General features: G+C 64.9%; 11 protein-coding genes. 5 read left to right on the top strand and 6 right to left on the bottom strand.

From position 1 onward, the window contains the following. Nucleotides 1-11: 11 nt before the first annotated feature. The 3 genes from LCM4576_RS28890 to LCM4576_RS28900 all read right to left on the bottom strand — a co-directional run bounded on the left by LCM4576_RS28890 (nucleotide 12) and on the right by LCM4576_RS28900 (nucleotide 3320). Nucleotides 12-1328, bottom strand: coding sequence for an NtaA/DmoA family FMN-dependent monooxygenase (locus tag LCM4576_RS28890; RefSeq protein WP_244508477.1), 1317 nt, complete (start codon nucleotides 1326-1328; stop codon nucleotides 12-14). Between the two features lie 139 nt (nucleotides 1329-1467). Continuing rightward, complete coding sequence (locus LCM4576_RS28895; RefSeq protein WP_071035798.1) at nucleotides 1468-1779, bottom strand: hypothetical protein; 312 nt, start codon at nucleotides 1777-1779, stop codon at nucleotides 1468-1470. An 11-nt stretch (nucleotides 1780-1790) separates the two neighbouring features. Continuing rightward, complete coding sequence (locus LCM4576_RS28900; RefSeq protein ID WP_071035799.1) at nucleotides 1791-3320, bottom strand: sodium:solute symporter family transporter; 1530 nt, start codon at nucleotides 3318-3320, stop codon at nucleotides 1791-1793. A gap of 206 nt (nucleotides 3321-3526) precedes the next feature. Between LCM4576_RS28900 and LCM4576_RS28905 the strand changes: the two genes are divergently transcribed. Then, a complete protein-coding gene (locus LCM4576_RS28905; protein ID WP_071035800.1) occupies nucleotides 3527-5632 on the top strand; it encodes a molybdopterin oxidoreductase family protein in 2106 nt (701 codons plus the stop codon). A gap of 24 nt (nucleotides 5633-5656) precedes the next feature. On the opposite strand, the gene LCM4576_RS28910 is transcribed toward LCM4576_RS28905, so the two are convergent. Further along, nucleotides 5657-8437, bottom strand: a complete 2781-nt coding sequence (locus LCM4576_RS28910; RefSeq protein ID WP_071035801.1) for a sel1 repeat family protein — start codon at nucleotides 8435-8437, stop codon at nucleotides 5657-5659. A gap of 201 nt (nucleotides 8438-8638) precedes the next feature. Here LCM4576_RS28910 and dapB point away from each other — a divergent pair, with 201 nt between their 5' ends. From dapB to LCM4576_RS28930, 4 genes are all read left to right on the top strand, one after another. After that, nucleotides 8639-9412 carry a 4-hydroxy-tetrahydrodipicolinate reductase gene (gene dapB, locus LCM4576_RS28915; protein WP_071035928.1) on the top strand — a complete coding sequence of 258 codons (774 nt, stop codon included), beginning with the start codon at nucleotides 8639-8641 and terminating at the stop codon, nucleotides 9410-9412. A gap of 213 nt (nucleotides 9413-9625) precedes the next feature. Then, nucleotides 9626-10585 (top strand): ABC transporter substrate-binding protein, encoded by a 960-nt coding sequence (locus tag LCM4576_RS28920; protein WP_071035929.1) that lies wholly within the window; start codon nucleotides 9626-9628, stop codon nucleotides 10583-10585. Nucleotides 10586-10744: 159 nt separating this feature from the next. After that, complete coding sequence (locus LCM4576_RS28925) at nucleotides 10745-11599, top strand: ABC transporter ATP-binding protein (protein WP_071035802.1); 855 nt, start codon at nucleotides 10745-10747, stop codon at nucleotides 11597-11599. 13 nt (nucleotides 11600-11612) lie between these two features. Then, nucleotides 11613-12485 (top strand): ABC transporter permease, encoded by an 873-nt coding sequence (locus LCM4576_RS28930; RefSeq protein WP_071035803.1) that lies wholly within the window; start codon nucleotides 11613-11615, stop codon nucleotides 12483-12485. Here the strand turns inward: LCM4576_RS28930 and LCM4576_RS28935 are convergent, their stop codons facing one another. Both LCM4576_RS28935 and LCM4576_RS28940 read right to left on the bottom strand, forming a co-directional pair. Next, complete coding sequence (locus LCM4576_RS28935; RefSeq protein ID WP_071035804.1) at nucleotides 12486-13874, bottom strand: sensor histidine kinase; 1389 nt, start codon at nucleotides 13872-13874, stop codon at nucleotides 12486-12488. After that, complete coding sequence (locus LCM4576_RS28940; RefSeq protein WP_071035805.1) at nucleotides 13871-14548, bottom strand: response regulator; 678 nt, start codon at nucleotides 14546-14548, stop codon at nucleotides 13871-13873. Before LCM4576_RS28940 ends, LCM4576_RS28935 begins: the two co-directional genes overlap by 4 nt. Nucleotides 14549-14804: the final 256 nt, after the last annotated feature.

Raw genomic sequence — 14804 nt, forward strand, 5'->3', positions numbered from 1 at the left:
GGTCCTGACTGTTAGTACTGAAGGAGGTTTTCGCGCAACGTCGTTCCAGCGTAGGCTCTGCGGTAGCGGCCGCGCCGCTGCATTTCCGGGACCACCAGATCGACGAATTCCTCAAAGCATCCAGGTGTGTAGGTTGCCAGCAGCATGAAGCCGTCGGCGCCGCCCTCGTCCATGAACGTCTCGAGTTGGTCGGCGATGTCGGCGGCGGTTCCCACGAGTGTCGGCATGGCGAACCGCATCGAATAGATTTCCGCCGCCTCGGCGATGGTCACGTCRCTGCCGGCACCCGAGCGCACCAGCGCGTCCCTGACGCCCTGAATGCCAGGGACGTCGATGCTGTCGAGCGGCGAATCCGGATCATACTTCGAGAAGTCGAGGCTGAGCTGGCCCGACAGCAGCGCAAGCGACCCCTCCCGCGGCAGCAAGGCGCGGATGGTCTCGTATTTGCGCTTTGCCTCGTCGCGGGTCTCGCCGACGATCGGCTGCACGCCGTAGATAAGCTTCACGCCGCCGGCACGTCGCCCGAATTTTTCGAGGCGGCGGTTGAGGTCTTCGGAGTAGAGGCGCATCTCGTCGACATTCGGATGGATCGCGAAAATCGCTTCCGCCTGCCTGGCCGCGAAGTTGCGGCCCGGCTCGGACGATCCGGCTTGCCAAAGGACCGGCTTTCCCTGAGGCGACGGCGCCACGAAATGTCGGGCGCGGCATTGGAAGAATTCGCCCCGATGCACCACTTCGCGCACCTTGGATGGGTCGGCGTAGATACCGCTGTTCCTGTCGGCGACGATCGCGTCCGGCTCCCATGAATTCCAGAGCTTCAGGCAGAGCTCGAGATACTCTTCGATGCGATCGTAGCGGCGGCTGCGGTCGTCCATCTGCGCGCCATAGGCATCCCACTCGCTTTTCGAGTAGGAGCCGACGATGTTCCAAGCGATGCGCCCGTTGGAAAGATGGTCCAGGCTGGAGAGCCGGCGGCACATCGAGTACGGATGTTCGAATGCGGTCGACAGCGTCAGCCCGACGCCAAGATGGGTGGTGGCGCCGGTGACGATCGGCGCCAGGGTCGATGGTTCGTGTGTAGGGCACTGAACGGCCCATTTCACGGTCGCATCGGAGTTGTCGGCAAAGCTGTTGTAGGGCGCCAGCTCGTCGGCGATGAACATCGCGTCGAACAGACCGCGCTCCATGGTCCGAGCCATGTGCTGCCAGTATTCGGGGCGCGCATAATTCCAGCCGACCTTGTCTTTGGGATGCCGCCACATGCCGGTCGCATGGCTGTTAACCCCATGCTGCATAAATCCGAGGAAGTGCGCTTGCTTCTTGGTCACGGACTGGTCTCGGTACTTGAAAACTGATTTTTGCTGGCACCCTGAAGCGCCGGCTCTCGGATTTGCGCGCGGTGAGGGCGTGGCGCGCCGGAAGCCGTTCGYGCCACGCCCGACCGACCGGTGGTCGTCGGATCGCGATCTATGGCTTGGTGGCCGGCACCTTCTTTTCGATGAAGAAGGCCAGGCCGACGCCGAATGTCGTTACCAGCACCAGGAACGGCCCGGCATAGACGAAACACGGCGTGTAACCGATGCCTGCTATGCTGACGATGGAGAGTGCGAACGCCAAGGCGATGCCGCCCCAATGGCCGTCCTGCGGCACCGGCGCCTCTTCCGTTTCGCCTTGGCGGAAGTCGTTGATCGCGTTCTGTACGCCACGCCAGTATCCGGCGRCAAAGACCGCCGTCGCCAGCACCGAGCCGATCGTGATGATGAGAGTGATTGCCGACATATCCATTCCCCTTATTCAGCCGGTGCCGTGACGGCGCCGGGCAGGGCGCTKTCAGCCGTTGCGTTCGCGTCCAGTGTGGTGCTCTGCCGCAGGGCGGCGTAGTCGAAGCGTTCGGGTCGGATGAGCGCTCCCAGCACCACCGTCAGGCCGCTGATCGCGACGATGCTGATCGTTCCCACCAGATCGCCGTAGACGTGGCGCAGCGGCATGCCGATGCCGATCRCCAGGACGATGCCCCCGACGAAGCCGATCGTATTGGTTCGCGGCCAAAGGATCGCCAGCACCAGCGGCAGCAGGATCGAGGTCTTGAGTGCATAGGTGGTCAGGACCAGCGTGGTGAAGTCGACGCCGGAAAGGACGATGCCGAAGGCAACCAGGCCGCCTATCAGGGTCGAAATCTTGGTGATGACGAACAGCCGGCTTTCAGCCGTCCTCGGGGCGAAGCGCTTGACGATGTCGACGGCGACGATTGAGGAAAGCGCTGACCCGGCACCGTCGATCGTCGAGTAGCAGGCGGCCAGGATCATCAGCACATAACCGATGATGATGAAGAACGGCAGGCCGAGATGCGAAATCAGATACGGCCCGATCGCCGCCGAGTCGCCGCCGATATCCGATAGGTTCAGGCCGTATGCGATACCGATCAGACCGAGTGTGCCGAGCGCGATCGGGATGGGATAAAACAGCGCGCCGGCCCAGAGGAAGGTGCGGTTGACATATTCCGATTTGATCGCCCACGCCTTCTGCCAGAAGGTCTGGTCGGCGATGGCGRCTGCGAATATGCCGAATGCCAGGGTGATGCCGAAACCGGCGGCGGCGTCCCAGCGCAGCACCGACAGATTGGCGGGGTTCACCTCTCCGACCTTGGCGACGACCGCCAGYGCGCCGCCCGGCACCTTGTCGAAGGCCAGCGAGACGATGATCGCCGCCGGCACCGTGATCATCAGAAGGTTGATGGTCGCGGTCATGACGCTCGTCCACAGGCCGCCGAAATAGGAATAGACCAACACCGAGATAAGGCCGACAAGCGCTGCATAGGTCCAGTCGATATTGAAGATCGTCGACATGACCACCGAAGCGCCCTTCAGGTTGATCAGGATCTCCAGGACGATGCCGAAGACCATCGTCAGCGTCACGATGGATGTCGCGACTCCCGACTGCTTGAAGCGGTTCTTAGTGAACTCGGAGATCGTGTAGCCGTTCGGCATCTGCCGGCGCAGGACGCGCGTGAACGGGATCAGCATCATCACCGCAAGCCCATTCGGCGCCACGAACCAGAACAGGCCCGACAGGCCCCATTCGAAAGTCATGGCGGAGGTCATCATCACCGCCATCGACCAGGTCCAGACGGAGATTACCGAGCCGACGCCGAAGCCAAACCCGATCTTGCGGTCGGAGATGATGAAGTCGTGGGTGTTGCGCACCAGCAGCCGGCGAATGACGATCGCCGCCACGAGGGTGGCCAACCCGAGCCCCACGAGAAGCGAATAGCCCAGAGTCGGGGTAAGCCCCTGTGTCAATTGGAGAGTTGTCTTGTCCATGTCAAATGTCCCGCTCGTTAGCTGGCTGCAAAGCGTTTCGTCCCCACTGGGCCAGCGCCGGGCGGAACTTAAACACCGGGTGTGCGACCGCCGAGAAAGAATTTTATAAAGTTGATAGATTTAGTAGATAAATAGGCTCGCGCAGGGGAGTCTTGACCGTCTATCTGACCCTACACCTCTCCCGCAAAACCCGCTAAACACCCCGCATGAACCAGCACGCCAAGCTCAGGATCGGCCATTCCGCCTGTCCGCATGATTGCCCCTCCACCTGCGCGCTCGAAGTCGAGCTGCTCGATGACAACCGCATCGGCCGCGTGCATGGCGCCAAGGCGAACAGTTACACGGCGGGCGTCGTCTGCGCCAAGGTCGCGCGCTATGCCGACCGCGTCCATCATCCCGATCGCCTGCTGAAGCCGCTGGTGCGCGCCGGCGGCAAGGGCGAGGGCGCCTGGAAGGAGGCGAGCTGGGAGGCCGCGCTCGATCTCGTGGCGGAAAAATTCATCGCGGCCGAAGCGAAATACGGCTCGGAGACGGTCTGGCCCTATTACTACGCCGGCACGATGGGGCTGGTGCAGCGCGACGGCATCGAAAGGTTGCGGCACGCCAAGAAATATTCCGGCTTCTTCGGCTCGATCTGYACCAATCTCGCCTGGACCGGCTGGATGATGGGCGCGGGCGCTTTGCGCGGGCCTGATCCGCGCGAGATGGCGAAGTCCGATTGCGTGGTGATCTGGGGCACCAATGCGGTGGTCACGCAGGTCAACGTCATGACCCATGCGACCAAGGCGCGCAAGGAACGTGGGGCGAGGATTGTCGTCATCGACATCTACGACAACGCCACGATGAAGCAGGCCGATCTCGGCCTGGTCCTGAAGCCCGGCACCGACGGCGCGCTCGCCTGCGCCGTCATGCATGTGCTGTTCCGCGACGGCATGGCCGACCGCGCCTATCTCGAGAAATACACCGATGATCCGCGCGGCCTCGAAGAGCATTTGCGCACCCGCACGCCCGAATGGGCAGCCGCCATCACGGGCTTGAGCGTCGCCGAGATCGAGACGTTCGCCCGGCTCGTCGGCACGACCAAGAAAACCTATTTCCGCCTCGGCTACGGTTTCGCGCGCCAGCGCAACGGCTCGGTCAACATGCATGCCGCGGCCTCGATCGCCGCCGTCACCGGCGCCTGGCAATATGAGGGCGGCGGCGCCTTCCACTCCAATTCCGGCATCTTCAAGCTGAACCAGGACGTGCTCGAGGGCACCGCGATGCGCGACCCGAACATCCGCTATCTCGACCATTCGCGCATTGGCCCGGTGCTGACGGGCGCGGCGGACGCGCTCTATGGCGGCCCGCCGGTGACGGCGATGCTGATCCAGAACACCAATCCRGCCAATGTCGCGCCGGAGCAGCGGCTGGTGAGAAAGGGTTTCCTGCGCGACGACCTGTTCACCTGCGTGCACGAGCAGTTCATGACCGATACGGCCAAGCTCGCCGACGTCGTGCTGCCGGCGACGATGTTTTTGGAGCATGACGACATCTACAAGGGCGGCGGCAACCAGCATATCACGCTCGGCCCCAAGCTGATCGAGCCGCCGGAAGGGCCGCGCACCAACCACTATGTCAATGAGGAACTCGGCAAGCGGCTGGGTGTCGGCGACCGTCCGGGCTTCGGCCTGACCGAGCGCGAGCATATCGACATCATCCTCGGCAAGCGCGGCCTCGGCAGCTTCGACAGTTTGAAGGCTGAGAAGTGGGTCGACCTGCAGCCCGACTTCGACGACGCGCATTTCATCAACGGCTTCGGCCATGCCGACAAGAAATTCCACTTCCGGCCCAACTGGACAGGCCAGTCGGCGCCCAACCGGCCGCCGAAAAGCATGGGCCTGTTCGGTCCGGTCGAGCGGCTGCCGGAATTCCCCGACCATGTCGAGCTGATCGAGGTCGCGGACGAGGAGCATCCATTCCGGCTGGCGACCTCGCCGGCGCGCAACTTCCTCAACTCCAGCTTTGCCGAAACGCCGGTCTCGAAGGCCAAGGAAGGCAGGCCCGAGCTGCTCATCCACCGCGAAGATGCAGCAGTGCTCGGCATCGAGGATGGCGGCCGTGTCGAGGTCGGCAACCGCCGCGGCGACCTGGTGCTGCACGCCAGGTTCTTCGACGGCGTGAAGCGCGGCGTGGTGATCGCGGAAGGCATCTGGCCGAACAGCGCGCATGAGCGCGGCGAGGGCATCAACGTGCTGACCGGCGCCGACGCTCCGGCACCCTATGGCGGCGCCGCCGTCCACGACAACAAGGTCTGGCTCAGGGCGCTTTAGACATTTGCTTTGATTACGCCCTGATCACTTCGCCGCCTGCGCGTCCAACGCCTTGACCTCGTCCGCGGCCGCCTTGCGCGCCGCGGCGTCGGTACCAGACGCGCCTTTGTCCTTGGCGAAGGCAATGAGGGCGGTGCGCGTGTCCTCGTCGCATCCGTCCTCGCCGACGCCGTCGATGCCGGCTTTCCTGGCCGCGGCCAGCACGGAGTCGCAGGCGTCCGGCGCGAAAGCGAACTGGCCCATGATGGCCCCGAGCGTCAGTGGATCCTGCAGGCGCGGATCGTCGCGGATCGCCTGCAGCGTCGCATTGCCGACCGCTTTCGATTTCCGGTCCTGCGCGATCTGCGTCAGGTCGAAGATGAACTCGAATTCCGGCTTGTCGACGCCCTCGGGTTTCGACACCAGTATGTCGAGCGCATAGCGGGTGATCTCCTCGGGCGTGACGACCGATCGGATTGCTTTTGCCTGATGGTAGTTGCGCACCAGCACCCAGCGCGCGGGAAGGTCGCCATAGCGGGCGAGAATGCCAAGCTGCTTGATGGCGGCAAGCTTCTGCTTGTCAGTCTTGGYAGCCTGCGCCTGGGCGAAGACCTTGTCGCGGATGCGGTTGAGAACTTCCGCGTCGAGCCCGCCCGGAGCGGGAGCGGCCTGCTGTGTCGCTGTGGCTTGCGAGGCGGGAGCATCGCCAAGCGGACCTTTCGCGTCGACCCAGGCGGCGAGCGCCTTGCGCGCGTCCGGGCCGAAATAGCCCTTCGGCTCGCCGGTATAAAAACCTTCGCTCTTCAGCGTCGTCTCGATGGCGATGCGGATCTCGTCGGGCAGCGCCTTGCCGATGCCGACGAGGTTCTCTTCCGCGAGCCCCGCCGGCGCTTCGCGGAACGCATCCATCACCGCTGCCGCGACCGCGGCGTTTCCGGCGCTCGAGGCCGGCCCGGAAAAGAGGCCGCTCAGTTCGATGCTCGCTGCGTCGCCGCCGAACACGCCGGCGCCCATCCTGCCGATGCCGTCATTGTAGAGCGCAATGCGGTCGGTGATGCCTTCGCGCAGCGTCATCAGATGATCGAAACTGTCGAAGGTGAAGGCGTTGGCGAGCTTGGCCTTCGCCTTGAGCGAACCGAGCCGCGCCGCCTCGCGCCAGGCATGCAGCCGCTCGCGCGGGTTCTTGTCGATACCGACACCGTCGGCATAGGCATCGCCCAGCAGCACCATGGCCTCGACGCTGCCGAGATTGGCGGCGTTGATCAGCATCGCCGTCGCCTTCTGGTCGTCCTGCGGATAGACCGCGCCTTTGCGCAACAGCTTCGCGTGCAGCAGATAGGCCTGTTGCTCCTTCTTGGCCTCGCCTTCGTCGATCAGCGCTTTCAGCTGGTCGTCGTTCAGGCCGTCGTCGCGGCGCGACGGGCGATAGCTGGTCGAATCGAGATTGGCATATTGCGTCGAGGCGTAGAGCCAGAGCGCGTCACGGTCGCCCGCGTCTGCCAGCGGCTTCAGCATGGCGCGCGCCACATCCTCGTTCTTGAACTGCTGGTCGTCGGAGAGCTGCAGCCGCGCCAGCGCAAGGGGAGCACCCGGCTCGCCGGCCTCGGCGGCATCGCTCAGGCGCTCGACCAGTTGGTCCGGATTGTCGATCTGAAAGCCGTCATAGTCGGGAAGCAGGTTCGCAAGCCTGATGCCGGTGTCGAGGTCCCAGGAGCCGTTGAGCAGCTGGATCGCCTCACGCGGCTGGCGGCCGACGAATTTTCCATCCAGGAGCAGGCCGGCGAGCATCGGCCCGGCCTCGGCGGCAGTCTTGGTTGCGGCGCGCAGCATGGCGATCGCGCGCTTGCCGTCGGTGGCGCCGCCTTCGCCCTTGGCCAGCATGTCGGCCAGCACAGGCACGGCATACTGATCGCTGCCGACGCGCGCTTCCAGCAACTGCCTGGCCTTTGTCGCGTCCTGCGAGGTCCCGCGGCCCAGCCGCAGCGCCTTGATGTAAGCCAGCGCCGATCGTCCGGAGCCGTTCGTCCCGGCCTGCGAATCCGTTTCGACTGCATGAAAGGCCTTTTGCTGCTCCTCGCTGGAAAATCCGTCATTCTCCAGCGTCGTCCGCGCAATCAGCAGGGGCATGGCGGCGCGGAACTGGCTGTCCCATTCGCCGGGCGACTGACCCTGGGCCGGCGCGTCGATGACGCGTTGCGCGGTCTCGACCACCTTGTGCGGGTCGCGACGCAGCAGCGGCCCGTCGATATACTGACGGAGCAACGTCTCTAGCGCCGTGAGATGACCGGCCTTGCCGGCCTTCTGCAAGGCATCGAGCGCCATGTCCCGGGTGACCGGCGGCGGACCGGCATCGGCGCCGTCGTGGCGATGCACCGAATAGAACTCGTAGAGCAGATAGTTCGCCTCCGGGCTGCCGCCGTCGGYGAGTAGCTTGATCTGCGGGAGGAGAAAGGTAAGCCCCGGCTGGTTGAGCGCGACCTGGACCCGCAGCCATTGCAGCGCCAGCCRCTTTTCCTGCGGCGCGCCGAGCATCGCAGCCTGGCATTTGTCGGCGAGGGTCTTGAGCTTGCTGAGATCAAAATCTTGCGGGAAGAGCTCGCCATATTGGACAGGYGGCGCCTTGGCTTCAGGATCGAGCGGCACGGAAGCGCCCTTGTCGCAGGTGCCGATTGCCTCGGCGAGCGCGGCCTTCTTCGCCGCATCGTCCGCAGCCTTCTTGGCCGCATCGTCAGATTTTTCGGAAGACGCCTGCSCCCCCAAGGCCGTTCCGGCAAAGGGCGTCAAGGCGAGGCAGGAAAGAACCAGGGCATGCACTGGCCGCARCATGAGCGTCCCCCCTCGGACTTGGGTCCGGGTGCTGCCGGACCCACAGGCGCTAAATTAGCATGCCATGTCAACGGTGATGAGTGTGGCGCTTCACATTCGCCTACAATTCGGCCTTCGTATCGCCCTGCGGTCGTTTAAATCAATTTGCCAAGGCGGCGTGCTAGAGGATTGTTCCGACTCAAGCTTTCGACAGGGATCGCCATGCCGCAGCTCAAGATAGCCATCGCCGGCGCGCTCGGCCGCATGGGCCGGCAGATGGCGCAGACCGTCGCGGCAGATCCGCGGCTGGAACTCGTCGCCCGCTTCCACAGGCCAGGCAGCATGGGCGAGGGGCTGGTCGAGCGCGACAGGGCGCTGGCGCTTGCCGATGTGGTCGTCGACTTCACCACGCCCGCGGCATCGGCCGAACTGGCAACAGCCTGCGCGGCGCGGGGTGGTCCGGCGCTGGTCATCGGCTCGACCGGTTTTGACGCCGCAGAGCTGGAAGCCATTGCGGAAGCCGCGAAGAAGATCGCCATAGTGCGTTCAGGCAGCTATTCGCTCGGCCTCAACATGCTGACCGGCCTGGTCGAGCAGGCGGCGCGGGCCCTCGGCCCTGACGATTGCGACATCGAGATCTTTGAAGCACATCATCGTATGAAAGTCGACGCGCCGTCGGGGACAGCGCTGATGCTGGGCGAGGCGGTTTCGCGAGGACGCGGCGTCGAGCTGGACGATGTGGCGAAGCGCGCCCGCGACGGCCTCGTTGGTTCGCGCAATGCCGGCGAGATCGGCTTTGCCGTCATGCGCGGCGGCAGCATCGTCGGCGAGCATAGCGTGAGCTTCCTAAGCCAAGGTGAGACRCTCACGCTCTCCCATGCCGCCGGAGACCGTTCGATGTTCGCGCGCGGCGCCATTGCGGCCGCACTCTGGGTCGTCGGGCGGTCGCCCGGCCAATACGACATGCACGATGTGCTGGGGTTCGCTAGCTCGTGAAATTCGCCGGATTGCATTTCAACGCACGCCAAAAAGGCTGAAAGCCAGCTGAAAGCTTGGCCGTGCCATGACGGTTTTGTGGCGTTCGCCACATGAGCGGCTGGGAGTGGCCGCAAGGAGGAAATGCGGCGCGCCGCGCCGCCCAGTGGAGGAAGTCACGTGACCCGTCTCATCTCTAAACGCGTCCTGCGCTCGGTGGCGCTGACGCTTGCCATGGTCGGCGCCGGCACATCGGCGGCTTCGGCTGCCGACAAGATCACCATCATCGTCGGCGGCATGGAAAAGCAGATCTATCTGCCGGCCGTGCTCACCCAGCAGCTCGGCTACTTCAAGGATGAGGGGCTGGACGTGGAGTTGGTGAACTCCCGAGCCGGCGTCGAGGCGGAGAACGAGTTGCTGGCCGGCGCCGTGCAGGGTGTCGTCGGCTTCTACGACCACACCGTCGACCTGCAGTCGAAGGGCAAATACATCCAGTCGATCGTRCAGTTCAGCCAGGCGCCGGGCGAGGTCGAGCTGGTTTCGGCCAAGCACCCGGAGATCAAGTCRCCGGCCGACTTCAAGGGCGCGACGCTCGGCGTCACCGGCCTCGGTTCCTCAACCGATTTCCTCACCCAGTATCTCGCGGTCCGCAACGGCCTGAAGCCGGGCGATTACACGCTGCTTCCGGTCGGCGCCGGCAACACCTTCATCGCCGCCGTCAAGCAGGATCAGATCCAGGCCGGCATGACCACCGAGCCGACCATCGCCAAGCTGCTCCAGACCGGCGAGGCCAAGGTGCTCGTCGACATGCGCACGCCCGAGAAGACCAAGGAAGCGCTGGGCGGCGACTATCCGGCAGCCTCTTTCTACGTTCAGTCGAGCTGGCTCGAGGGCCACAAGGACGAGGCGCAGAAGCTTGCCAACGCTTTCGTCAAGACGATGAAGTTCATCGCCGGCCACTCGGCCGAGGAGATCGCCGACAAGATGCCGAAGGACTATTACGCCGGCAGCAAGGACCTCTACGTGCAGGGCCTTGCCGGCGGCAAGGCGATGTTTACGCCTGACGGCCGCATGCCGGCCGACGGACCGGAGACGGTGCTGAAGGTTCTGTCGACCTTCTCCAAGAGCCTGCAGGGCAAGCAGATCGACCTGTCGAAGACTTACACGACCGAGTTCGTCGACGCGGCGAAGTAAGCGCCGGCGGGCGAGGGCGACGGACCCCGTCCGCTTCAGAAAAACAAGAGCTTGCGCCGGCTGCCTGAATCAATTTGGCAGCCGCGCTTTTCGGATGCCGGCGAGCAGGCCACTGGCCCGAGCCGCGCCACCCCCGCGCCACCACAACAGGAGTGTGCCATGCAATCGCAGACCATGGCGGCCGAGAAACTGTCTCCCGCCGCGCCGCCGACCGATGCCGCCATAGCCATCGACGATGTGACGCTGCGCTTCGTCACGCCGGACGGCCACATGATGACGGCGATCCGCGATTTCACGATGACGGTGGCGCGCGGCGAGTTCGCCTGCGTCGTCGGCCCGACCGGCTGCGGCAAGTCGACGACGCTCAACCTCGTCACCGGGCTCTTGCGTCCGACCACCGGCAATGTCCGCGTCATGGGCAATCCGGTCACCGACATCAGCCGCGACATTGGCTTCGTCTTCCAGGCCGACGCGCTGTTTCCATGGCGCAGCGTCATTGACAATGTCGCCGCCGGTCCGCTCTTCCGCGGCACGCCGAAGCAGGAAGCCTACGACAAGGCGCGCGACTGGATCGGCCGCGTCGGCCTTTCGCGTTTCGAGAAGCATTATCCGCACCAGCTCTCGGGCGGCATGCGCAAGCGCGTCGCGCTAGCCCAGACCTTCATCAACCAGCCCAAGATCCTGTTGATGGACGAGCCCTTCAGCGCGCTCGACATGCAGACGCGCACCGCCATGCAGGACGAGCTCTTGGGCCTGTGGTCCGGACTGAAATCCTCCGTCGTCTTCGTCACGCATGATCTGGAGGAAGCGGTGGCCCTGGCCGACAAGGTCTATGTGCTCACCGCCGGCCCAGGCACGGTAAAGAGCGTCTACCGCATCGACCTGCCGCGCCCGCGCGTCATGGCCGATATCCGCTACGATCCGAAATTCATCGAGATCGCCAAGGTGATCTGGAACGATCTGCGCGAGGAAGTGCAGCTCGGCCAGAGCCGTGGCCTTCAGACCGGCCATTGAAAGGAGACCTGCCATGACCGCCATCTCTCCGACCGATCAAGCCGCCCGCGCCACTTCGATTGTCGCCGCCGAAGCGCAGGCAAAGGCGCGGCTGCGCAAGCGCCACACGCTGGTCATCGGCCTGCGCCTCGCGATCCTGGTCGTCTTCCTTGGCCTTTGGGAACTCTGCGCCGACTACAACATCATCGATCCGTTCTTCTTCTCCAGCCCGTCCGGCATCTGGGAACAGATTTGGTCCTGGGTCACCGAGGGCACCTCGCAGGGGCCGCTCTGGCTGCAGATCTACGTGACGCTTGAGGAAACCTTCCTCGGCTTCGCCATCGGCGCCGTCGGCGGCATCGTGGCGGGCATCATCCTCGGCCGCAACAAGCTCCTGGCCGATGTGTTCTCGATCTACATCAAGATCGCGAACTCGGTGCCGCGCGTGGTGCTCGGCTCGGTATTCATCATCGCGCTTGGTCTCGGCATGGCGTCCAAGGTGGCGCTGGCTGTCGTGATGGTGTTCTTCGTCGTCTTCGCCAACGCCTTCCAGGGCGTGCGCGAGGCCGATCGCGCGATGATCGCCAACGCGCAGATCCTCGGCGCCTCGCCAATGCRGATCACCACATCGGTCATCATCCCCTCGGCGATGAGCTGGATCCTCGCCAGCCTGCACGTCTCGTTCGGCTTCGCCCTTGTCGGTGCGGTCGTCGGCGAGTTCCTCGGCGCCAAGCAGGGCATGGGTCTCTTGATCTCCACCGCGCAGGGCGCCTTCAATGCCAATGGCGTCTTTGCCGCCATGATCATCCTGGCGGTGATGGCGCTGGTGGTGGAGTTCCTGATCACCCGCTTCGAGAACTATGTGGTGAAATGGCGCCCGGCGCCGTTCAACGAGCAGGGGACGTGATCAGGCAGCGGAGTCTTTAGCCGCAGCCAGCGGCAGCCTCACCTCGACCTTGAGCCCGCCGGCAGCGGCGTCGCCCAGCGTGACGCTGCCGCCGGCATTCTCGACCACCTCGCGCACGATGGCGAGACCAAGCCCRCTGCCTTCCTCGGTTGCGCCGGCAATACGATAGAAGCGCTCGAAGACATGCTCGCGCTCTTCAGGCGCAATGCCAGGCCCGGCATCGCTGACCGTGAGCTCGGCCTCGCCGTCCGAGGCGGCGAGCCTCACCGTGACGCTGCCGCCCGGTTTGGAATAGCGCAGCGCGTTGTCGACAAGGTTCACGATCATCTCGCGCAGCATCGTGCCGTCGCCGACCACCGTCACCGGTCCGTTCTCCTCGAGACCGAGGTCGATGGCGCGGTCGATCGCCGCCGGCGCCTGCGCTTCCAGCACATGGCGCGCAGCTTCGGTGAGGTCGATGCGATCGGCGCGCGGCCGTCGGCTGCCGGGTTCTGCCCTGGACAGGGTTAGCAACTGTTCGGCCAACCGCGCCAACTTGCCGGAACTCGCCTGCAAGGCGACCAGCGCCTCCTGGCGCCGGTCGGCCGCGGTTTCGCGCAAGGCATAGCTTGCCTGCATCGACAAGAGCGCCAGCGGCGTGCGCAGCTGGTGCGCGGCATTGGCGATGAAGCGCCGCTGCGCCGCCATCTGCGCCCGCACGCGCTCCATATAGGCGTTGAGCGCGTCGATCAGCGGTCGGATCTCGCTCTGCGCGCCCGAGACCTCCACCGGATCGAGATCGCTGCGGCTTCGCGAGCGCACGGCATCGCGCAGCCGGATGAGCGGCGCCAGCCCGCGGCGCAGGCCGAGCAGCACGAACACGCCGGCAATAGCCACCAAGGCAAGCTGCTGGGCGAAGGCGCTGAGCCACAGGCGCCTAACCATCGCGTCATGGCCGGCGAGCGTGACGCCGACCGTGACCTTGATCGGCGAATCCGTGCCGGCGCCGATCACGGCATGGCTGAGCGTCGCCAGGCGCAGCGGGTGATCGCGATAGGAGGCTTCGATGCTGCCGTGCTCCGGCGCCACGGGCAGGTCGGGATAGCCGGTCAGCAGCCGTCCGCCGGCCGTCTCGACGTGATAGTAGACGCTGTCGCGGTCGCCGGTGTCGAACATCTCGATCGCCGCCGGCGGCACGGTCGCGTCCAGCACGCCGTCGGCCATCGCCACCTGTTCGGCGATGGCGCGCGCCGAGCCGACCAGCATGCGGTCGGTGACGAGGTCCGCGGTCGCCAGCGCGTTGCGCTGGCTCGTCCACAAATTGATGGCGGCGAGCCCGGCCAGCGGCAGCACCACCCAGGCCAGCAATTGCAGGCGAAGGCTGCCGATCCGAAGCCTGCCGATCCTCATGGCGCCGGATCGTCGTGGCGCAAGAGATAGCCAAGGCCGCGCAAGGTTGCGATCTGGACGCGCGAGCCCTCGAGCTTCTTGCGCAGGCGATGCACATAAATCTCGATGGCGCTGGGGTCGGCATCCGTCTCGAAGTCGTAGATCGCGGTCGAGAGCGCTGCCTTGCTCACCGTGCGCCCGGCCTTGACGACGAGCTGTTCCAGCACGGCGTGCTCGCGCGGTGTCAGCGACAGCGTCGCGCCGGCAAGCGAGAACAGGCGGGTGTTGGTGTCGAACACAAGGTCGCCGCAGGCAATGACCGGCGCGGTGCGATCGTTGGCACGGCGCAGCTGCACGCGGATGYGGGCTTCCAGCTCCTCGATCTGGAAAGGTTTCGCCAGGTAGTCGTCGGCGCCTTCGTTGAGGCCCTTGACCCGGCCGTCGAGGCTGGCATTGGCGGTGAGCACGATCACCGGYACCGGGTTGCCGCGCGCCCGCAGCCTTTTCAGCACCTCCATGCCGCCCATGCGGGGCAGGGCGAGGTCGAGGATGATCAAGGCATGCTCGCCGGCAGCCAAGGCATGCTCGACATCCTCGCCGTCATGCACGACGTCGACGACATRGCTCGCCTGGCGCAGCGTCTTGCTCAGCCAATCGRCCAGTTCGCGATTGTCCTCGACARGCAGCAGCCGCATCGTTTGTCGCTGTTTCCTCCCAACGGCGCCGACCTTCRCCAAGTGCGGCGGGCGACGTCCAAATTGGTCCCTGAGGCAACCGATAGTATCGATCGGCCCGCAAGGCAAACGTGGTTTCCCGGCGGTCGCCGCCCGGTCACGGCGCCTGCCGAACCACCTGTCGGGCCATGCAAGTAATAAAACCGAACCGTTCGGTTCAATTAATGTTGACGGTTCGTGTAACCCTGGTGAACACCGCCAGCCCATATCAGGGTGC

The sequence above is a fragment of the Mesorhizobium sp. LCM 4576 genome (assembly GCF_001854815.1).
Taxonomy (GTDB): Bacteria; Pseudomonadota; Alphaproteobacteria; order Rhizobiales; family Rhizobiaceae; genus Mesorhizobium; species Mesorhizobium plurifarium.